The following is a 20,497-nucleotide window of genomic DNA, read 5'->3' as shown; positions in this document are numbered from 1 at the left end:
CCTGCTCGTTTTAGCAGGTTTTTGTGGGAGCGAGCTTGCTCGCGATGGCGGCGTGTCAGACAACTTCAATGTTGAATGTCGCGCCCTCATCGCGAGCAAGCTCGCTCCCACAGGGATAGATGGTGTCAGGCAGCTTGCGAGTAAAAATCGAGGACGCTCACGCCGGTCAGCAAATCCATCTCCGGCAAGTCCGCGTGCTGGTGCCCGCCCAGTGCGCAATAAACCAGCCAGTTACGATCCTGAACATTGAAGGCAAGGCTGCCGACCAACGCCTGTTGTTCGTCATTTTGTGCCATGAAGTAAAGGCGATCCTGGTTTTCGGCGTGCAGCATGATGATGTCCGTGTCGTTTTCGAGGGGCGCCAGACTGGCGTACTCAGATGACGGTGCCGTGACACAGAGCAACATTCTGTCGGATGTTTCGGGTTTTTTTGTCGCAAAGGCAGGGCAGGTAGACAGGCTTTCGGTAGAATCCGCGGCGCGGTCGCCGGTCTGGCGTCCGCCACTCAGGTTTTGCCGAGGTTTGTGATGTCGCTGCATTTGATCACGCTGTTTACTGCTCACCCCGCCAAGTTGATCAACCTGCTCGCTCTGCTGCTGGCGTTCCCCGGCAGTTGGTTGCTGCATGCCACGCGTCAACGTGAGCAGCGTGCGCTGGCCAGCCTTCAGGCCCAGCGCCAGCGCCGGCCGAGCGAGGAGCCTGCCCTGGATTGGGCGACCCTGCGCATGAACCGGTTTTTTTACCGTTTCGGTTTCGCCTGCCTGGGCGTGGCGCTGCTGGTGTCGTGGATCAGCACCCGTTTGTAAAGCGCTGACACCCCGAGGTGAGGGGCTTCTGTGGCGAGGGGATCGTTGTCGTATCCAGCAAAACCTAAAGCGCCATTCCCGCCTTCACCCGATACTGATTGCGCACCGGCGTCGCGTATTGCTGCACCATGAATGGACGGTGTTCCGCCGGGCACTCAGCCAGGCGACGCTGCCATTCTTCCTGAGCCTTGGCCAGTTCATCCGCCTCAAACACCTCGGAAGCCAGTGGCACCAGCAATCGCGGGTCGGCGTCTTTCCACTGCGCGTAAGCCAGGTAATGCACCGGAAACAGGCGATACCCGCCGAGGATCTGCTTGTCCATTTCGATGGCCAACAGCTTGGTGTCTTCGAACAGTTCAGTGATCGGCGCGGCGAAATTCACATGCACGCGACCCTTGTAGCCGGTGATGCCTTTGGCGATGCTCACATCGTCCTCGCCCGGCACTTTAGTGTAGGTGCCGGTGGTGGCGCGGATGTACAACTCCCGTGCCTTCGCCTGGTCGCACGGGTCGTATTCGTAGCTGATCGATACCGGGGTCACGTTCAGCGAACGAATGACTTCGCCGAACGGCTCGTCCTTGCGGCTCATGTGGAACATCTTGAGAATTGCCGACTCGGTGCGGTCATCGCCATCCTTGGCCCGGCCTTCAGCCTGAGCGATCCAGATCGAGGCGCAATCGTTGCGAATCGAGTGGTTGATGTACGCTGACAGCAGCTGATACGCCGCCATTTTCTCGCGTCGACCACTGATGGAACGGTGCACGATGAAGCTTTTGTTCAGGCGCATCAGGTCGCTGACGAAGGGCTTCTGCAGCAAATTGTCGCCAATCGCGATGCGCGGTGTCGGCAGGCCGGCGTGATACACGGCATAGTTGACGAAGGCCGGGTCCATCACGATGTCGCGGTGATTGGCGATGAACAGGTAGGCGCTGCCGGATTTGAACTGCTCGACGCCGGTGTAGGTTACCCCGTCGGTGGCGCGCTCAATGGTGTGATCGACGTAATACTCGACTTTGTCCTGCAAAGTCGCCACCGAGGTGACACCGGCAAACTCACGGCGCAAGCGATGGGATATAAGAGGTTTGAGCATCCAGCCGAACGCACCGGCATAACGCGGGAAGCGGAAGTGGATAAGGATGTCTAGAAATGCCTTGTCGCCGAGCAGCCGGTTCAGTACCGCCGGGACTTCGCTGTCGTCGTAAGGTCGGATGGCATCGAATTCGCCCATCATGCTCTCTTGTTGGAAACGGCTAGGGTAAGTAAAGGTTTTGATCGAAAAACAACGGGGCACGGCCTGAAAAATTCAGCCAGACAAAAATAGCCCTGCAAACAGACCGGCGATTATACGCACAAGTCACCTGGGAGACCTCGATGCTGGAAACTGCGCTGTATGAATGTCCGTATTGTGGTGAAGAGGTCGAGACGTCTATCGACCTGTCGGGGGGCGACCAGACGTACATCGAGGACTGCCAGGTGTGCTGTCGGCCGATAACGTTTGTGTTACAGGTGCACGGCGAGGAATGGCACCTCGAAGTGTTCAGCGAAAACGAGTAAGGGGCGGCTATGCAGCGAATCTACGAACCGGAAAACCTGATGGAGGGCGAGCTGCTGCGAGGCATGCTTGCCAGTGAGGGTATAGAGGCGCATCTGGCTGGGCGTGATCTGGTCGGGGGCACTGGTGAACTGCCGATGTTCGGCCTGCTGGGCTTGTCTGTCGATAACGATCAGGCGGATTACGCCCGGGAACTGATCGCTGCGTACAATGCCGCGCTGCCGCTGCCCGGGGAAGAACCGGACAGCTTTCCCGGCACGCTGGTCTGTTAGGCTGGCGTTCGTTTTATAAGAGTCGTGTTGCCCCATGTGTGGACGTTATGCCCTGTTTCGCTGGACCCCCGCCTTCGCGGCCCTGCCTGGTTTTCCCGCCGATCAGCAGGCCCAGTGGAATATCTCCCCCAACGATTCGGTGTTGATGCTGCGTGCCGGCGCTGACGGTCAACGCGAGTTGGCCCGCGCCCGTTGGGGCTTGACGCCGCCGTGGCTGACTGATTTATCCCGCACCCCGGCTCATGCCCGCGCCGAAACCGTCACCGAACAGCCGATGTTCCGTCAGGCATTGCGCGAACGGCGCTGTCTGCTGCCGGCCAATGGTTTTTACGAATGGCGCGGCACTGCGCGCAAACGCCCTTACTGGCTGACGCCAGGGGAGGGCTCGACGCTGTTTTTTGCGGCCATCTGGGAAGCGTACCCGGTGCAGGAGCAGGTGTGGCTGAGCACCGCGGTGATCACTCAGGCGGCCTCAAATCAGCGACGTCCGCTGATCCTCGACGCGGCGGGCCAGCAAACCTGGCTGGACCCGCAAACACCGTTGCACACCTTGCAGGCGTTGCTGTTTGGCGAACCCGCCGCGTTGCGCGAGCGGGTATTGGCCAATTTGGTGAATGACCCAAAGCTCAATGGGCCGGAGTGTCTGACACCCGGCTGATTCAGTGTCTTCGCTGCCCTCTTCGCGGGCAAGCAGGACCTCGCTGCAATCCTGCAGAGCGGAAATATTTCACGCCCGCAACGGGAGCTTTTCCTCAAACAAAAGTCTGTATATCAGTTGTATCTGGCGCCGATGTCATTCCGCGCCTAGGATACCCGGCAGGTTTTCATGGAGTTTTTTGATGAACAAGCGATTGGTTTTGTGTGCACTGAGCGCAAGTCTGCTGCTCTCCGGCTGTCAGTCGGTCAACACCACCAGCGGTGGCGCTGTCGGCGTTGAGCGCAAACAGTACATGTTCAGCATGTTGTCCACGGACGAGGTCAACCAGATGTATGCCCAGTCTTATCAGAAGACGGTCGGCGAGGCGACCAGCCAGGGCGTATTGGACAAGACCAGTACCGATGCCAAGCGGGTGCAGGCCATCTCCAATCGACTGATTGCCCAGGCGCCTGTGTTTCGTCCGGATTCTGCCCAGTGGAAGTGGGAAGTCAACCTGATCAAGAGTGACGAACTGAACGCCAACTGCGGTCCTGGCGGAAAAATCATTTTCTATACCGGTCTGATCGACAGCCTGAAACTGACGGACGATGAGATCGCTGCGATCCTGGGTCATGAAATTGCCCACGCCTTGCGCGAGCACGGTCGTGAAGCGATGTCCAAGGCTTACGGGATTGAAATGGCCAAGCAGGGCGCGGGGGCGTTGTTAGGGCTGGGTCAGGATAGCCTGGCGTTGGCCGACACCGTGGCCAACTATGGCATGACCCTGCCCAACAGCCGCTCCAACGAGAACGAAGCCGACCTGATTGGTCTGGAACTGGCGGCCCGTGCCGGTTACAACCCGAACGCCGCGATCACGCTGTGGAACAAGATGAGCAAGGCCTCGGAAGGTTCGCCACCGGAGTTCATGAGTACTCACCCGGCGTCGGCCAGTCGTATTGCCTCGCTGCAGGCGGCGATTCCAAAAGTGATGCCGCTCTATAACAGCAGCAAGCAATAAGCTTCAAGCTGCAAGCCAAGGCAGCGTAATTGCACACTGCCTCAGCTTGTCGCTGATAGCTCGAAGCTGATCTAAACCCAACCGCTGCTCTGCATCGCTTTGTACACCGCGACAATCGCCAGAATCAAAAATGCAGACGCTGCGAGTCGTCGAATCAGCGTCAATGGCAATTTGTCCGCCGCAAAGTTACCCGCCAGTACCACCGGCACATTGGCAATCAGCATGCCGACCGTCGTGCCGATGATCACCAGCCACAGATCCGGATATTGCGCAGCCAGCATCACCGTCGCGATTTGCGTCTTGTCGCCGATTTCCGCCAGGAAGAACGCGATCAGCGTGGTTAGAAACGGCCCGAACTTGCGAGCCGTGCTGGCTTCGTCATCGTCCATCTTGTCCGGGACCAGCGTCCACAACGCCGTCGCAGCGAAGCTGATGGCGAGGATCCAGTGCAGCATCACGCTCGAGAAAAATCCACCGACCCAGGCGCCTACCGCACCGGCAGCCGCATGGTTGGCCAGGGTCGCGGCGACGATGCCGGCGATGATCGGCCAAGGCTTGCGAAAGCGGGCAGCGAGAATGAGCGCGAGCAGTTGCGTCTTGTCACCGATTTCGGCCAAGGCCACAACAGCGGTGGGGATGAGTAGAGAATCCAGCATCAGGGTTTTTCCTAAGGGGCGGGTCGACACGGCTATGACACGTACGACCTCCCCGCCCCGGGTAAGGTGTTCGTGTCATAGGTCTTGTCAAACCCTGCGAACCGACTGATGCGGACGCTGGGGTCGCATACGCCATGGTCTGTTGACCAAGTATGTTGACGTATGCCGGACGAGCATGGCGCTCGTGGGAGACTACTCCCCTAGGACGGAGCGGATTCTGCCTAGGCGAATCCTGTTAGGCAAGCACTTATTTTTCAGCCGCGTTTGGCACGATAGATCCGAAAACCCTGACCTTCAGCCTTGATTGCGCAGACGCCCAGATGCTCTTCGATCAGCCGCTGATACTTGAGAAAGCTGTTGGCAACCAAGCGAAGTTCCCCACCGTTTTTCAAATGTTTTGCCGCTTTTCGCAGCAAGTTTTCCGTAGCGAAATAATCGGTATGAACGCCGACATGGAACGGTGGGTTGCTTAAAATCGCGCTTAAACCCATTGGCGCCGCGTCAATTCCATCACCGGTAATCACCTCTGCTTCCAGACCGTTTGCGGCGAGCGTCAAGCGGCTGCTGGCGGCGGCAAAGGCGTCGACGTCGAGCAGCGTCACCTGGTTATGCGGATAGCGCCGTTTGACTGCAGCCCCCAAAACCCCGGCGCCGCAACCGAAGTCCAGCAGGTGGCCACTCGGCAATTTGTCCAGATGTTCGAGCAACAATGCGCTGCCCCGGTCGAGGCGACCATGGCTGAACACCCCCGGCAAACTGATGACGGTCAGCGGACCTTCCGCCAGCGGCAATTCATAAGTCTGGGCCAGACTCTCCAGGGATTTCGCCTGCGGCGCTTCGGCCACCGTGACCTGCCAGAGCTGGCAATGACGCGCGCTGTCGAGTTTGCGCGGCTTGCCGAACAGACTCAGTTGCTTGGCCGCGCCTTCGATGCCGCTGCGTTTTTCCCCGACCAGATACAGCTCGCGACCGGCCAGTCGCGAGGCGAGGGCGTTGAGGATGTAATCGGTGAGGTCCTTTGATTTGGGCAGGAAGACCACGGCGCTATCGAACTCGCGCTCGGGGGCTGTCACGCCGAAATGGCTGCGCTCAGCAAACCGTGCGTCCAGTGCTGCTTGATCGCCGGCATGCCAGCACCAGCCTTGTGCATCGGGCAGGCGCCCGAGCAAATCATCGGCGGGCAAACCGGCCAGTAACACCGAACCCTGGAATAGCCCGGCCTGACGAAGCAGTACTTCACTGCGCGGATCCATACTCTGCTCCCTGAAAAAAAGTGAGGCAGTCTATCAACTGACGACTCGCAGCGCTGTACCGCTGAAAAAGCCCTGTGCGTTTTCGGTCAACTGGCCGACGATTCGCTGCCGCGCCTCGCGGCTGCCCCAGGCATTGTGCGGGGTGACGATCAACCGCGGAATGTCGGCGGCCAGCAAGGGATTGCCGGCAGTGGGCGGTTCGACACTGAGCACGTCCGTCGCCGCGCCGCCCAGGTGGCCGCTGCGCAATGCATCGGCGAGTGCCTGTTCGTCGATCAATCCGCCGCGCGCGGTGTTGACGACGAACGCCCCGGGTTTCATCGAAGCCAGTTCGCGGGCGCCGATGAAGTGACGGGTGTGTTCGTTGAGCGGGCAGTGCAGGGTCAGCGCGTCGATGTGTGGCAGCAGTTCGTGCAGTGGCAAACGGTCCGGGCGGGCAGGGCGACCGGGAATCTGCCCCAGCAGTACGCGCATGCCGAAGGCTTCGGCCAGTCGCGCCACTGCACCACCCAACTCGCCGTGTCCGAGCAGGCCGAGGGTTTTGCCTTCCAGTTCGACGATGGGATAGTCCAGCAGGCAGAACTGTTTCGCCTGCTGCCAGCGACCCTCGCGGACAGCCTTTTGGTAATCGGCCAGACGCGTCGCCAGATTTAGCAGCAACATGATCGTGTGCTGCGCCACCGAAGGCGTGCCGTAACCCTGGCAGTTGCAGACGGTAATGCCGTGGGCGCGGGCGGCAGCCAGATCGACGTTGTTGGTGCCGGTAGCGCTGATCAGGATCAGTTTCAGCTCGGGGCTGGCGGCGATAGCGGCCGCGTCGATCACGATCTTGTTGGTGATGGCCACGGTTGCGCCCTTCAGGCGTTCGGTAACTTGACCCGGCGCGGTCTGGGCGAACAGCTGCAGATCATCGAAGCAGGCGCGCAACGGACCGAGGTCCAGATCGCCAAGGTCCAGTGAGGGATGGTCGAGGAAAACGGCGCGGCGAGTGTTCGTCATCAACTGTACCTTTTGTGCTGTGAACTGAAGGCGTAATCTGCTGAGCCTATCAGATGAAACAACGTGGTGAGGGGCTTGCCCCCGTTGGGTTGCGAAGCGGCCCCTTTACCGGCAACCAGGTTTGGCGGGTGTATCGAGTGGACAGGTTGGCGACTGCTGCGCAGCCGGACGGGGGCAAGCCCCCTCGCCACAGAAATTGATTTCGTTTCAGAATTATTTACCAGACCAAGCTGCCCCCGAGGAGCCACCCATGTACTGGACAGAATTCCTTACTGTCGCGCTTATCCACCTTCTGGCCGTAGCCAGCCCGGGCCCGGACTTTGCCGTGGTGGTGCGCGAGAGCGTGACTCATGGTCGTCGCGCCGGCACATGGACGGCGTTGGGCGTCGGCACCGCGATTTTCCTGCATGTCGGCTATTCACTGCTCGGCATCGGCCTGATCGTTTCCCAATCGATCGTGCTGTTCAATGCCTTGAAATGGGCCGCCGCCGCTTACCTGTTGTACATCGGTTTCAAAGCCCTGCGAGCGAAACCGGCGAAACCGCTCTCGGACGATCTGCACAAGGAAGCGGGTGAGCGCACGGCACGCGGTGCTTTCACCTCGGGTTTCGTCACCAACGGCCTGAACCCGAAAGCAACGTTGTTTTTCCTGTCGCTGTTCACCGTGGTCATCAACCCGCACACGCCGCTGGCGGTACAAGCCGGTTACGGAATTTATCTGGCGGTGGCGACTGCAATGTGGTTTTGCCTGGTGGCGATGCTGTTCAGCCAGCAACGCGTGCGCGCCGGTTTTGCGCGCATGGGCCACTGGTTTGACCGGACGATGGGCGCCGTACTGATTGCACTGGGTGTGAAGATCGCCTTTACCGAAATGCATTGAAACGACGGGGGAAGGCCGCGATGTCTGGTGTCGCGGCCAGTCCACTACACCGTTTGATTCGCCCGACGCTGGCGGACGTACTCCAGAAACCCGTCCATGTCACTGCTGCACAGGATTCGCGACGCAGTCTTGACCTCTTCCATGGGCCAGTCCCACCAGGCGGACGCCAACAGTTGCTGGCGCACGTCTTCTTCGAAGCGCCAGCGAATGTGGCGACTGGGGTTGCCGCCGACGATCGCATAGGGTTCGACATCGCGGGTCACCACGGCCCCGGCGGCGACTACTGCGCCGTGGCCAATGGTGACGCCCGACAGGATCATCACGTTGGCGCAGATCCAGCAATCGCTGCCGATGACCACATCGCCCTTGGACGGGCTGCAGCCGGGTATGTCCCGGGCCTCGTCAATCATCAACGGGAACGGGTAGGTGCTGACCCAGTCGGTGCGATGCCCGCCCCCCAGCAGAATCTGCACGCCTTCGGCAATCGAGGTGTAGGAGCCAACCCTGAGGATCGTATCGTCGCCGAACTCCATGACCTCGGGAATGCCATAGGTCCCCACGCCGATCTCATAACGAGGGTAACGCAGGCGGATTTTTTCCGGCGCGCGCTGCAGTTTTTCCAGGCGCTTGAGATGTTTTCGGACTTTTCGTTCTTTGAGTTTTTCGAGAAATTTCATGGCAGGGCCTGGAGAAACGGGAAGGGCGCGTTCAGCGATGCAGCATCAGGCGTTTCAAACGACGGAGACTGGTTCGGTTCAAGTGACGCCAGGGAATGGAGCGCAACAGCCTCCAGGCCTCTTTCTTGTCTTCGACTACCGCGTACTTGAGGGCCTTGTTCACCAGTTTGGTGCGTGCCCGCTGGTATGCGGGATGACCGAGATAGGGCGCGATGGCCTCAAGGTCGGCCTGTAGCAACACCTTGTACTTCCTGGACAAATTGTTGGCATGTCGGCGATAGCGCGTCACGCACACCGGCAACTCATGCACCTCGTAACCCTGCCGGGCGATGCGCAGGGTCATCTGAAAGTCCTGCACCCGCAGGTTTGGCGCATAGAAGCCGGCACTGCGCATAGCACTCATGCGGTACAACGCCACGGGTGCGCCGATTACCACGGCGCCACTGAGAATCTGATCGAAATCGTAGGTGCGGATCTCGTCGCGCTGCTGATGCTTGAGGGTATTGCCGTCGCTGTCCATGTAAATGATCAGCGCACCTACACAGCCGACCTCAGGGTGCTGGTCCAGATAATCCACCCTGATGCGCAGCGACTCGGGCAGCATGATGTCGTCCAGGTCCGGCGTCGAAACATAGTCGCCCCTGGCGTAACGCAAGCCGTGGTTGAGTGCTGCACTGACGCCTTGATTGGCTTGTGAATACAGCTGGAAATCATGGGTTTGCTGCAACTGCTTGAGCAGCGCGACGCTGTTATCACTGGAGCCATCATCGACGATGATGACCTCAAAATTCGGGTAATCCTGGGCGAATATGCTTTTGATCGCTTCTTCCAGGTATTTTTCCGCGTTGTAACAAGGCGCGACGATGGAAACCAGGGGCGCTTGTTTACCGGAGCAATCCAGAGGGGCGGTCACATCAGTGTTCATCGTTGTCATTGTGTCGATAAAGATGCATAGGCTCGCACGAAACCCGGGGTCGCTTCCATGACAAGTTGACCGCCACAGGCACTCAGCATGCCCGCCGGAGCCTTGGATAGTGGCGCAAAGCTAGTATTTAAGCCTTTGGTGAAATCATTCCTTCGGCTGATTTGGTTGGCGGGCAACGGCACTAGAGTGCTTGCTTTCCGCCACGACCGTGCAGTCAGAAAAGGGATTCTTATGTTGCAGACTCGCGTTATCCCCCCAGCCGAAGGCGCTTACCAGTATCCGCTGCTGATCAAACGGCTGTTGATGTCCGGCGCGCGTTACGAGAAAACCCGTGAGATCATTTACCGCGACCAGCTGCGCTACAGCTACCCGACCCTGATTGAAAGGGTGGCACGGCTGGCCAACGTGCTCACCGCTGCCGGCGTCAAGGCTGGGGATACCGTGGCGGTGATGGACTGGGACAGCCATCGCTATCTGGAATGCATGTTCGCCATCCCGATGATCGGCGCGGTCATCCACACCATCAACGTGCGCCTCTCGCCGGAGCAGATCCTCTACACCATGAACCACGCCGAAGATCGCTTCGTGCTGGTCAACAGCGAGTTCGTCGGCTTGTACAACGCGATAGCCGGGCAGCTGACAACGGTCGACAAAACGCTGCTGCTGACCGACCTGGCGGAAAAAACCGCCGACCTGCCGGACCTCGTCGGCGAGTACGAACAGTTGCTGGCCGCCGCGAGTGCGCAGTATGACTTCCAGGATTTCGACGAGAATTCGGTCGCGACCACGTTCTACACCACCGGCACCACCGGCAACCCCAAAGGGGTCTACTTCACCCATCGGCAGCTGGTGCTGCACACCATGGGCGTGTCGACCATCATGGGCGCTATCGACAGCGTGCGGTTGCTCGGAACCAACGACGTCTACATGCCGATCACGCCGATGTTTCACGTGCACGCGTGGGGCCTGCCTTACGTGGCCACCATGCTCGGGCTCAAGCAGGTCTACCCAGGGCGTTACGATCCGGAGTACCTGGTCGAGTTGTGGCGCAAGGAAAAGGTCACTTTCTCCCACTGCGTACCGACCATTCTGCAGATGGTCCTCAACGCCAAGGCTGCGCAGGACGCCGATTTTTGTGGCTGGAAAATCGTCATCGGTGGCAGCGCGTTGAATCGCACGTTGTACGAAGCGGCGAAGGCCAGGGGCATTCAATTGACCGCCGCCTACGGCATGTCGGAAACCGGGCCGCTGGTGTCTTGCGCGCACCTTAACGATGAGCTGATGGCCGGCACTGAAGACGAACGCACAAGCTATCGAATCAAGGCGGGCGTGCCGGGGCCGTTGGTCGAGGCGGCGATTGTCGATGCCTGCGGCAACTTCCTGCCTGCCGATGGCGAGACTCAGGGCGAGCTGGTACTGCGAGCACCGTGGCTCACCGAGGGTTATTTCAAGGAGCCGCAAAAAGGCGCGGAGCTCTGGGCCGGCGGCTGGCTGCACACCGGGGACGTGGCGACCCTGGACACCATGGGGGTGATCGACATTCGCGACCGTATCAAGGACGTGATCAAGACCGGTGGCGAGTGGATTTCTTCGCTGGACCTCGAAGACCTGATCAGTCGTCACCCGGCGGTACGCGAAGTAGCAGTAGTGGGCATTGCCGATCCGCAATGGGGCGAGCGGCCGTTTGCCTTGCTGGTGATCCGCGAAGGCCATGAAGTCGGGGCCAGGGAACTCAAGGAGCACCTCAAGCCGTTTGTCGAACTGGGGCACCTGAGCAAGTGGGCGATCCCAAGTCAGATTGCCCTTGTTACGGAAATTCCCAAGACCAGTGTCGGCAAACTCGACAAGAAGCGCATTCGCCTCGACATCACCGAATGGCAAGCCAACAACAGCACCTTTCTTTCTACACTTTGAGCCTTGCCGGCGTGCCTTGAATGGCACGCCAGCCCCACCAAGCAAGCGCTTGGCTTGTCAAATCCGAATTTTGAGCCATCCTTGCCGTGCCGACACGTGTCGGACTGGCGAAAGGACTGTTCCAGAGTGGCCGGCAGCTGCAAATCACACTTTAGAGGGATCAAGCAATACAACCTGCTGGCTATAGTCCGCTCAAGGATTTTTAAGAACGGGGCACACGCACAAAACGGGGCGATGCAACTTTGGAGTGACTTGGGGACGACTTGGCGCCCGGTCAACCACAGCGTTTTTAAAAGTACTCACTGCCATAACAATAATGCACATGGAGTAGCGTCGATGACATCAGTAAACCAGTTCTGGCGCCGGGCGAAGCTGCCCCTGGCTGTCAGTCTCGCCTCTACGCTCGCCGGGCCTGCATTCGGCGTCAGTTTCAACGTTGGTGAAATCGAAGGTCAGTTCGATTCATCCCTGTCGGTCGGGGCGAGTTGGTCTACTCAGAGTCCCAACAAGAACCTCATCGGCGTCAACAACGGTGGGCACGGGCTGTCGCAGACATCCGACGACGGTCACATGAACTTCAAGAGCGGTGAAACCTTCTCCAAGATCTTCAAGGGCCTGCATGACCTGGAACTGAAATACGGCGACACCGGCGTCTTTGTGCGTGGCAAGTACTGGTATGACTTCGAACTCAAGGACGAAGATCGTCTGTTCAAGGACATCAGCGACAGCAACCGCAAGGAAGGCGCCAAGTCTTCCGGCGTGCAGCTGCTCGACGCCTTCGTTTACCACAACTACTCCATCGCCGATCAACCGGGCTCCGTGCGTCTGGGCAAACAGGTGGTGAGCTGGGGTGAAAGTACCTTCATCGGCGGCGGTATCAACTCGATCAACCCGATCGACGTCTCCGCGTTCCGCCGTCCGGGCGCCGAGGTCAAGGAAGGCCTGATCCCGGTTAACATGTTCTACGTTTCGCAAAGCCTCACCGACTCCCTTTCGGCCGAAGCGTTCTACCAGCTCGAATGGGACCAGACCGTCGTGGATAACTGCGGCACCTTCTTCTCGCAGCCCGACATCATTGCCGACGGTTGCGACAACAACCTGCGCGTTCTGAACAGACGCTCGACCATTCCGGGCGCAGCGCTGCCGACGCTGACGGCACTGGGCGTCGACGTTGATAACGAGGGTGTGCTGGTGCGTCGTGGCCCGGATCGCGATGCGCGCGACAGCGGACAGTGGGGCGCGTCGCTCAAATACATGTTCGAGCCGCTGGACACCGAGTTCGGCGCCTACTTCATGAACTACCACAGCCGTGCGCCGATCTTCAGCGCCACCGGTGCTCCGGCTTCGGTCTACGCCCGTGCGGCAGCATTGCCATCGGCATTGCGGGCCCTGGCACCGTTGGTTGTCGCGGGTAACTCGAACTACTTCGTCGAGTACCCGGAAGATATCCGCCTGTACGGTCTGAGCTTCTCTACGACCTTGCCTACCGGTACGGCGTGGAGCGGTGAGGTCAGCTACCGTCCGAACGCACCGGTGCAGCTCAACTCCACCGATATCCTGTTCGCCGGTGTACGTCCTCTGGGCGGCGCATTGACCAACGCTTCTCTGCTCACCGGTGTGCCTGGCCAGGACCTGCACGGTTATCGACGCAAGGAAGTGACCCAGTTCCAGACTTCCCTGACGCACTTCTTCGATCAGGTCATGGGCGCCAGCCGTATGACCCTGGTAGGTGAAATCGGCGTGACTCATGTCGGCGGTCTGGAAAGCACTTCCGACATCCGTTACGGACGCGATCCGGTGTACGGCCCGGGTGAACTGCCGGCCACAGGCGGTGCCGACACCTGCCTCGCGCTCAACTCCAGCACTATCGCCGGTGCAGGTCCTGGCGCTGCGACCAACAATCGCACCCGCAATTGCGACAATGAAGGCTTCACCACGTCGACATCGTGGGGTTACCGCGGTCGTGCCATCTGGGAATACAACGACGTGTTCGCGGGCGTGAACCTGCGGCCGAACGTGGCCTGGTCCCATGACGTGAGCGGTTACTCGCCTGGCCCTGGCGGCAACTTCGAAGAAGGTCGCAAGGCCGTGAGCCTTGGCGTCGATGCCGAATACCAGAACACCTACACCGCGAGCCTGGCGTACACCAACTTCTTCGACGGCAAGTACACCACCGTCGATGATCGCGATTTCGTTGCGCTCAGCTTTGGCGTGAACTTCTAAGCATTGATGATCAGGACGAACACACCTATGAAAACAACAATGAGTCTGTTCCAAGCCGGATTGCTGGGGCTGTCGCTGCTGGCCACCAGCGTGATGGCTGCGGTCCCGGCCGCCGAAGCGGACAAGCTGGGCAAGAGCCTGACCCCGATGGGCGCCGAAATGGCCGGCAATGCCGACGGTTCGATTCCGGCCTGGAAGCCGATGGCGAAAAACGCAGGTTCCGTTGACGGCAAGGGTTTCCTGTCTGACCCTTACACCAGTGAAAAACCGCTGTTCACCATCACTGCGCAGAACGTTGACCAGTACAAGGCCAAGCTCGCTCCGGGCCAGTACGCAATGTTCAAGCGCTACCCTGAAACCTTCAAGATGCCGGTCTATCCGTCCCATCGGGGCGCCACCGTGCCGGATGCGGTCTTCGCCTCCATCAAGAAGAACGCCACCACAACGGAGCTGGTGTCCGGTGGCAACGGGCTGAAAAACTTCGAAACCGCGGTACCGTTCCCAATCCCGAAAAGCGGTGTGGAAGTCATCTGGAACCACATCACCCGTTATCGTGGGGGCAGCGTGACCCGTCTGGTGACCCAGGCCACGCCGCAGCCAAACGGCTCGTTCAGTCTGGTGTATTTCCAGGATCAGTTCGTGTTCCGCGACAAGATGAAGGATTACGATCCAGCGAATCCGGGCAACATCCTGTTCTACTTCAAGCAGAAAGTGACTGCGCCGTCTCGTCTGGCCGGCGGTGTGCTGCTGGTCCACGAGACCCTTGACCAAGTGGCGGAACCGCGTTCGGCGTGGGTCTACAACGCCGGTCAGCGTCGGGTGCGTCGTGCACCGCAAGTGTCCTATGACGGGCCGGGTACCGCTGCCGATGGCTTGCGTACTTCCGACAACCTGGACATGTACAACGGTGCGCCCGATCGCTACGACTGGAAGCTCGAAGGCAAAAAAGAAATGTACATCGCCTCCGACAGCTACAAGCTCGATTCGCCGCAGCTCAAGTACGCCGACATCATCAAGGCCGGTCACATCAACCAGGACCTGGCTCGTTATGAGCTGCGCCGGGTCTGGCACGTGGTGGCCACCTTGAAGGAAGGTCAGCGTCACATCTACGCCAAGCGTGACTTCTACATTGACGAAGATACCTGGCAAGCCGCTGTGATCGATCATTACGACGGTCGCAATCAGCTCTGGCGCGTTGCAGAGGCGCATGCCCAGACCTACTACGACAAGCAAGTGCCGTGGTACACCCTGGAAACCCTGTACGACCTGCAATCGGGTCGTTACCTGGCGCTGGGCATGAAGAACGAAGAGAAATCGGCCTACGACTTCGGCTTCACCGCCAGCACCAGCGACTTCACGCCGGCGGCACTGCGTCAGGATGGTGTTCGCTAAGCGGCGCGGATAGAAGCCTTACCCGCGAAAAACGCCCCGACTGGTTCGGGGCGTTTTTTTTGCGGTTAATGAGGGGTCGTAGTGTCCAGATATGTGAACGACCTGTAGGAGCCGAGCTTGCTCGCGGAAGCTGTCTTTGAGGCTACGTAGGTTTGAAGGGGTGGGCTGATATTGGTTCCGCCCTTACGGCGGGTCACTTGGTTACTTGGTGCTGTTCCAAGTGACTCGCCGTAAGGGCGAAACCAATAGCCGCCGTTACCTCACCAATGGATATGTACCCAACTCCAACTCCAACTCCAATCCCAACCTAGCCTTTTTGTAGCCATTTGTAGCATTAACCTTCATTACCTGCGAATTAACCGCTAGTCTGCGGACATCTGCAACGCCGCCAACAGCAATTCAAACAAGAGCCGGCCATGACCGATCTGTCCCCACTCCCGGGCCCCGCAAGCGCTGCCGTCGCGACACTCGACAGCCGCTTCTTTCGGCCCCCGCTGCCTGATGGTCACGTGCTGCGGCCGCGTCTGTGCGAGCGCTTGAGTGCGGGGCTTGCTGGCAGACTGTTGCTGGTCAGTGCCCCGGCAGGCTTTGGCAAGAGTTCGCTGGCGGTGGAGTTCTGCCAGAGCCTCCCGGCGCATTGGCAAAGTCTCTGGCTCGGCTTGAGCCCTCGAGACAACGATCCGGGTCGGTTCCTCGAACGGTTACTCGAAGGCCTTCAGGATTTTTACCCCGCACTGGGCAGGCAATCCCTGGGCCTGCTGAAAATGCGTCAACGGCACCAGCCGTTCGCCTTCGAAGAATGGCTCGACGGGCTGCTCGATGAGTTGGCCGAGCATCTGTTGCCCACCGCCCCTTTGCTGCTGATTCTGGACGACTACCATCTCGCCCAGGGGCCGGTGCTTGATCGCTGTCTGCAGTTTTTCCTCAATCACTTGCCCGATGGCTTGCTGGTGATGGTCACCAGTCGTCAGCGCCCGGATTGGCATCTGGCGCGACTGCGGCTGTCGCGGCAACTGCTCGAACTGCACGAACAGGACCTTCGCCTGACCCACGACGAAGCCTTGACCCTGCTTGATCGACACAGTTCTTCCCTGCGGGGCGAAGCGCTGGAAAACCTGATTGAGCGCAGCGAAGGCTGGGTCGCCGGCCTGCGTTTCTGGCTGCTGGCGGCCTCCGAAGCGGGGACCGCAGGCGCACTGCCGCAGGCCCTGCACGGTGGCGAGGGCCTGATTCGCGATTATCTGCTTGAAGAGGTGATCGATTGCCTGCCCGCCGAAGTGCAGGCGTTTCTGTACGACACCGCGCCTCAGGAGCGGTTCTGCAGCGAGCTGTGCGACGCCGTTCGCGAGGCGCACGACAGCGCCGAGATCCTGCGCTATCTGCTCGCCCACCAGGTATTTCTGGTGCCGCTCGACGAGCAGGGCCACTGGTACCGTTATCACCATCTGTTTTCCGATCTGTTGCGCACGCGTCCCGCGTCTCAAGCAATGGTCCCGGCCGCCAGCCTGCATCTGCGCGCCTGTCGCTGGTTCAACGCGCAGGGGCTACTCGATGAAGCGGTGGAGCAGGCATTGCGCGCCGGACACCTCGACGTCGCGGCGAATCTGGTGCAGAACCTTTCCGAAGAACAGCTGCTCGCGGAACAGAACGTCGGCATGTTGCTGCGCTGGAAAATGGACCTGCCCGACAGCCTGCTGATCAGCACGCCACGCTTGATCGTGCTCTACAGCTGGGCGCTGGGATTGGCCTGTCAGCTGGATGCTGCCGAAGAGTTGGCCAGTCATTTGAGTCGATTTCTGCCGGCACCTTCGGCCACGGCGCAGAAATCGATGCTGGCGCAGTGGCTCGCGCTGAGCGGAATCATCGCTCGGGGCCGTGGTAACCGTGAGCAGACGCTGCTGTATTGCGGTGAAGCGCTGGAAAGCCTGCCCTCCAAACGTTATGGCCAGCGACTGATGTGCCTTTCGACCTTGTCGAACCTGGCGATTGCCGACGGCGACCTTTGGCGTGCGCGGGGGCTGAACCGGGAATCTCTTGAGCTGGCGCAGCGTGTCGGCAATCCGTTGTTCGAAGCGCTGGCGCATTACGATCGCGCGCGGGTGTTGCAGGCGCGTGGTGAGATCTCGCGGTCGCTTGACGAAGTACGTCAGGGGCTGCAACGTTTGCAAGGTCTGTCGCCGCAACGGCTGTACGCCGTGCGCGCGCGCCTGACTTTATACCAGGGATTTCTGCTGTCCCTGCGCCTGCAGCCGCAAGCAGCGCGCGCGTGTTTGCAGGCCGGCCTGGCGGAGGCCCGCGCCTGTCGCGACATCAGCGTATTGATCGGCCACTGCGTGCTCGCCCGCCTCGAGGGCAACTGCGGTGAATTCTCCAAGGCCTTTGCCGAACTCGCCGAAGCCGAACGCTTGATGCACATCTGGGACGTGCCGCCGATTTATTACCTGGCGATGATCACCCTGGTCAAATGCGAACTCTGGCTGGCCCAGGGACGCACGGATCTGGCGCACGCCTGGCTCGCCCGGCTGGGGCAAACCTATAACGGCGAGCAACCGGCAGCGCCCCCGGAATTCCATCCGCAACTGCCATTGCACATCGAGCTGCAGCAAGCGTTGCTCGACGTTATTCAAGCCCAGCCGATGCTCGCCGAAGCACGCTTGAACGCCTTGCTCGAGCACGGCCTGCAAAGCGGGCGGAAGATGCTCAGCGTGATGGCTTTGACGCAAAAAGCCGAACTGTTGCTCGCTCACAAGCGTGAGCCCGAAGCCCGCCAGACTTTCGCACAAGCGTTGGACGCGGCCGGTGGAGGCGTACTCCAGCCGTTTGAAAAATTGCTCAAAAAACATCCTGACTGGGCACGCGCGCAGTTGAATGCGTGCGCAAGTTCGACCGTCAGCCAAAGCCTTGTCGACCAACTGCCTGCCGTCGCGACGCGTCTTGCCCCGGAACCCGCCCCCGCCTGCGAGCACCTCAGTTCCCGCGAGTTGGCCGTGCTCAAACTCATCGCTCAGGGTTGCTCGAATCAAGAGATCAGCGATCAGTTGTTCATCTCGCTGCACACGGTAAAAACCCATGCCAGCCACATCAACAGCAAGCTGGGAGTTGAACGGCGCACGCAAGCAGTGGCGCGGGCAAAAGCGTTGGGTGTGTTGGGCTGACGTCGTTTAGCGATACACATGCCTGTCTGTGCTCCATGGCAAATATGCGAAAATCGCCCATCCCCGTTAACCGAGCGTGCCCTGATGAGCCAAAAACCGGCCCTTATCCGCGAAACCTTCCCCGTCGGCCCGTTGCAGTGCAACTGCACGATCATTGGCGATCCGATCAGCAAAAAGGCGATCGTGGTCGACCCGGGCGGCAATCATGAGCTGATTCTGGCGCGGCTCGACGCGTTGGGCCTCAAGGTCGTCAGCATCATCCACACCCATGCGCACCTCGATCACTTTCTGGCGTCCGGTCAATTAAAAGAGAAAACCGGCGCGACCCTGCATCTGCACAAGGAAGATCAATTCCTCTGGGACAATCTGGAGATGCAATGCCAGATGTTCGGCGTTCCCTACACACCAGTGCCGTCGCCGGATCGCTGGCTCGGCGATGATGAAGAGCTGGCCTGTGGCTGCGGCGTCGCGTTGCACACTCCGGGGCATACACCGGGGTCGATGAGTTTCTGGTTTGCTGACGCTAAACTGCTGATCGCCGGAGACACGTTGTTTCGTCGCGGAGTAGGGCGCACCGATTTATGGGGTGGCGATCAGGCGACCATCGTGCGATCGATCAAGCAGCGTCTGTACACGCTTGATGAAGACGCAACCGTGGTAACCGGTCACGGGCCGGACACGCGACTGGGCGATGAAATGCGTGACAATCCATTTGTGCGGGCGTGAGGGTTGGCAGGGAATTTTAGTCGCCGGACACGATCCAACGCCCGCAAAGGCCGATGCCTTGAACCGTTGCACCACCGAATGCAAAAGTAGGAGCTCTTCATGTTCACCAAGCAGCGTTTGATTATTGTCGCTACGGCTGTGGCCTTGCTGTCCGGTTGCGCATCGCCCAACCCTTATGACAATCAGGGTCAGGCTGATGGCGGTTCCACCGGCATGAGCAAAACAGCCAAATACGGTGGCCTCGGCGCGCTTGCCGGTGCCTTGGCCGGTGCTGCCATCGATCACAACAGTCGTGGCAAGGGCGCCCTGATCGGTGCCGCTGTGGTAGGCGCTTCTGCCGCCGGTTATGGCTACTACGCCGACCAGCAAGAGAAAAAATTGCGGGCCAGCATGGCCAATACCGGTGTCGAAGTGCAGCGTGAGGGCGACCAGATCAAGCTGATCATGCCGGGCAACATCACCTTCGCCACCGATTCGGCCAACATTGCCTCGAGCTTCTATCAGCCACTGAATAACCTGGCCGGCTCGCTGAAAGAATTCAACCAGAACCAGATCGAAATCGTCGGTTACACCGACAGCACCGGCAGCCGCCAGCACAACATGGACCTGTCCCAGCGTCGCGCGCAAAGTGTGGCGACTTACCTGACTTCGCAAGGTGTCAGCGGTGCCAACCTGAGCGCCCGCGGTGCCGGTCCGGACAATCCGGTTGCGAGCAACGGTGATGTCAACGGTCGCGCGCAGAACCGTCGGGTCGAAGTAAATCTGAAGGCGATTCCTGGCCAGCAGTACGGCGCCCAGCAGCAAGGCAACGTCCAGCAATACCCTTAAGGCCAGCCCGAAAAAAACCTGTGCGAGCCTGGCCTGCCAGCGATGAGCCCCTGACAGGCGACACAGATATTGGCAGATAACAAAAAGCCCCCGGACGATCACTCATCCGGGGGCTTTTTCATGTTGCGCGAAACCTGATTACTTCTTCAGACCGTAATGCTCGTCCAGCATGCCCGGCGCGTTCGGGGATTTCGGTGCGTAATCGCGCGGCGGCTCCTGGCTGCGCGGTGGCGTCAGGCGCTCCCGTGGAGCCTGCGCCGCGTCGGCATGCAGGGCGGCCAGCAAGCGTTGGCGGGTCTGCTCGTCCAGCGCGAGACGGTTGGCGCCGTCGGCAAGGTGCTCCTGCACTTCCTGGTAGCTTGCAGTCATCTTCTTGACCAGCGATGCAGTGGTGTTGAAGTGGGTAACCACTTCGTTCTGATAACTGTCGAAACGTTCCTGAATATCGTCCAGCTGACGTTGCGTGCGGTTAGGCGCGGCATTTGGCGCCAGGCGAGCGATCAGGAATCCAATGGCGACACCCACAACCAGGGCAAGAGTCGGCAACAACCAAACTAAGAGCGAGTGTTCCACGAGTCCTTCCT

20 protein-coding genes and 1 riboswitch are annotated in these 20,497 nt (G+C 59.8%); of the genes, 12 read left to right on the top strand and 8 right to left on the bottom strand.

What is annotated here, in order from left to right:
• Window positions 1–125 precede the first annotated feature (125 nt).
• Window positions 126–332, bottom strand: coding sequence for a hypothetical protein (locus ACYZT1_RS20690; RefSeq protein WP_462016485.1), 207 nt, complete (start codon window positions 330–332; stop codon window positions 126–128).
• A 195-nt stretch (window positions 333–527) separates the two neighbouring features.
• On the opposite strand from ACYZT1_RS20690, the gene ACYZT1_RS20685 reads away from it, so the two are divergent.
• Window positions 528–806: a hypothetical protein gene (locus ACYZT1_RS20685; protein WP_462016484.1), complete on the top strand. Its 279-nt coding sequence runs from the start codon at window positions 528–530 to the stop codon at window positions 804–806.
• 64 nt (window positions 807–870) lie between these two features.
• On the opposite strand, the gene ACYZT1_RS20680 is transcribed toward ACYZT1_RS20685, so the two are convergent.
• Complete coding sequence (locus ACYZT1_RS20680) at window positions 871–2,034, bottom strand: 1-acyl-sn-glycerol-3-phosphate acyltransferase (protein ID WP_462016483.1); 1,164 nt, start codon at window positions 2,032–2,034, stop codon at window positions 871–873.
• A 143-nt stretch (window positions 2,035–2,177) separates the two neighbouring features.
• Between ACYZT1_RS20680 and ACYZT1_RS20675 the strand changes: the two genes are divergently transcribed.
• The 4 genes from ACYZT1_RS20675 (at window position 2,178) to ACYZT1_RS20660 (ending at window position 4,285) form a co-directional block, all read left to right on the top strand.
• Window positions 2,178–2,360: a CPXCG motif-containing cysteine-rich protein gene (locus tag ACYZT1_RS20675; protein WP_462016482.1), complete on the top strand. Its 183-nt coding sequence runs from the start codon at window positions 2,178–2,180 to the stop codon at window positions 2,358–2,360.
• Between the two features lie 9 nt (window positions 2,361–2,369).
• Window positions 2,370–2,630, top strand: a complete 261-nt coding sequence (locus ACYZT1_RS20670) for a putative signal transducing protein (protein ID WP_462016481.1) — start codon at window positions 2,370–2,372, stop codon at window positions 2,628–2,630.
• A gap of 34 nt (window positions 2,631–2,664) precedes the next feature.
• Window positions 2,665–3,288, top strand: a complete 624-nt coding sequence (locus ACYZT1_RS20665) for an SOS response-associated peptidase (protein ID WP_462016480.1) — start codon at window positions 2,665–2,667, stop codon at window positions 3,286–3,288.
• Window positions 3,289–3,469: 181 nt separating this feature from the next.
• The gene (locus ACYZT1_RS20660) at window positions 3,470–4,285 is read left to right on the top strand and encodes a M48 family metallopeptidase (RefSeq protein ID WP_462016479.1); all 816 of its coding nucleotides are present in this window, start codon (window positions 3,470–3,472) and stop codon (window positions 4,283–4,285) included.
• 71 nt (window positions 4,286–4,356) lie between these two features.
• Here ACYZT1_RS20660 and ACYZT1_RS20655 read toward each other — a convergent pair whose 3' ends face one another.
• The 3 genes from ACYZT1_RS20655 to ACYZT1_RS20645 all read right to left on the bottom strand — a co-directional run bounded on the left by ACYZT1_RS20655 (window position 4,357) and on the right by ACYZT1_RS20645 (window position 7,193).
• Window positions 4,357–4,941, bottom strand: a complete 585-nt coding sequence (locus tag ACYZT1_RS20655; RefSeq protein WP_462016478.1) for a TMEM165/GDT1 family protein — start codon at window positions 4,939–4,941, stop codon at window positions 4,357–4,359.
• Between the two features lie 76 nt (window positions 4,942–5,017).
• A riboswitch (yybP-ykoY riboswitch) is annotated at window positions 5,018–5,155 on the bottom strand.
• Between the two features lie 40 nt (window positions 5,156–5,195).
• Complete coding sequence (locus ACYZT1_RS20650; RefSeq protein ID WP_462016477.1) at window positions 5,196–6,194, bottom strand: methyltransferase; 999 nt, start codon at window positions 6,192–6,194, stop codon at window positions 5,196–5,198.
• Window positions 6,195–6,227: 33 nt separating this feature from the next.
• The gene (locus ACYZT1_RS20645) at window positions 6,228–7,193 is read right to left on the bottom strand and encodes a 2-hydroxyacid dehydrogenase (RefSeq protein WP_462016476.1); all 966 of its coding nucleotides are present in this window, start codon (window positions 7,191–7,193) and stop codon (window positions 6,228–6,230) included.
• 250 nt (window positions 7,194–7,443) lie between these two features.
• Between ACYZT1_RS20645 and ACYZT1_RS20640 the strand changes: the two genes are divergently transcribed.
• Entirely contained in the window at window positions 7,444–8,073 is a 630-nt protein-coding gene (locus ACYZT1_RS20640) for a LysE family translocator (protein WP_462016475.1), read from the top strand.
• Window positions 8,074–8,117: 44 nt separating this feature from the next.
• On the opposite strand, the gene ACYZT1_RS20635 is transcribed toward ACYZT1_RS20640, so the two are convergent.
• Together ACYZT1_RS20635 and ACYZT1_RS20630 are read right to left on the bottom strand one after the other, a co-directional pair.
• Window positions 8,118–8,750, bottom strand: a complete 633-nt coding sequence (locus ACYZT1_RS20635; protein ID WP_462016474.1) for a CatB-related O-acetyltransferase — start codon at window positions 8,748–8,750, stop codon at window positions 8,118–8,120.
• Between the two features lie 31 nt (window positions 8,751–8,781).
• Window positions 8,782–9,675: a glycosyltransferase family 2 protein gene (locus ACYZT1_RS20630; protein ID WP_462016473.1), complete on the bottom strand. Its 894-nt coding sequence runs from the start codon at window positions 9,673–9,675 to the stop codon at window positions 8,782–8,784.
• Window positions 9,676–9,906: 231 nt separating this feature from the next.
• Between ACYZT1_RS20630 and ACYZT1_RS20625 the strand changes: the two genes are divergently transcribed.
• From ACYZT1_RS20625 to ACYZT1_RS20600, 6 genes are all read left to right on the top strand, one after another.
• On the top strand, window positions 9,907–11,589 hold the full coding sequence (locus ACYZT1_RS20625; RefSeq protein WP_462016472.1) for a fatty acid--CoA ligase: 1,683 nt from the start codon (window positions 9,907–9,909) through the stop codon (window positions 11,587–11,589).
• Between the two features lie 336 nt (window positions 11,590–11,925).
• Complete coding sequence (locus ACYZT1_RS20620) at window positions 11,926–13,812, top strand: DUF1302 domain-containing protein (RefSeq protein WP_462016471.1); 1,887 nt, start codon at window positions 11,926–11,928, stop codon at window positions 13,810–13,812.
• A gap of 27 nt (window positions 13,813–13,839) precedes the next feature.
• Entirely contained in the window at window positions 13,840–15,204 is a 1,365-nt protein-coding gene (locus ACYZT1_RS20615) for a DUF1329 domain-containing protein (RefSeq protein ID WP_462016470.1), read from the top strand.
• A 416-nt stretch (window positions 15,205–15,620) separates the two neighbouring features.
• A complete protein-coding gene (locus ACYZT1_RS20610) occupies window positions 15,621–18,359 on the top strand; it encodes a LuxR C-terminal-related transcriptional regulator (RefSeq protein ID WP_462016469.1) in 2,739 nt (912 codons plus the stop codon).
• Window positions 18,360–18,443: 84 nt separating this feature from the next.
• Window positions 18,444–19,085, top strand: a complete 642-nt coding sequence (locus ACYZT1_RS20605) for an MBL fold metallo-hydrolase (protein WP_462016468.1) — start codon at window positions 18,444–18,446, stop codon at window positions 19,083–19,085.
• A 99-nt stretch (window positions 19,086–19,184) separates the two neighbouring features.
• On the top strand, window positions 19,185–19,913 hold the full coding sequence (locus ACYZT1_RS20600; RefSeq protein WP_462016467.1) for an OmpA family protein: 729 nt from the start codon (window positions 19,185–19,187) through the stop codon (window positions 19,911–19,913).
• A 138-nt stretch (window positions 19,914–20,051) separates the two neighbouring features.
• Here ACYZT1_RS20600 and ACYZT1_RS20595 read toward each other — a convergent pair whose 3' ends face one another.
• Window positions 20,052–20,486 carry a Z-ring associated ZapG family protein gene (locus tag ACYZT1_RS20595; protein ID WP_462016466.1) on the bottom strand — a complete coding sequence of 145 codons (435 nt, stop codon included), beginning with the start codon at window positions 20,484–20,486 and terminating at the stop codon, window positions 20,052–20,054.
• Between the last annotated feature and the right edge of the window lie 11 nt (window positions 20,487–20,497).

Source organism: Pseudomonas sp. PB3P13, from assembly GCF_054897735.1.
The sequence above is the reverse complement of the archived record's forward strand: the minus strand, read 5'-3'. Positions and strand labels throughout refer to the sequence as shown.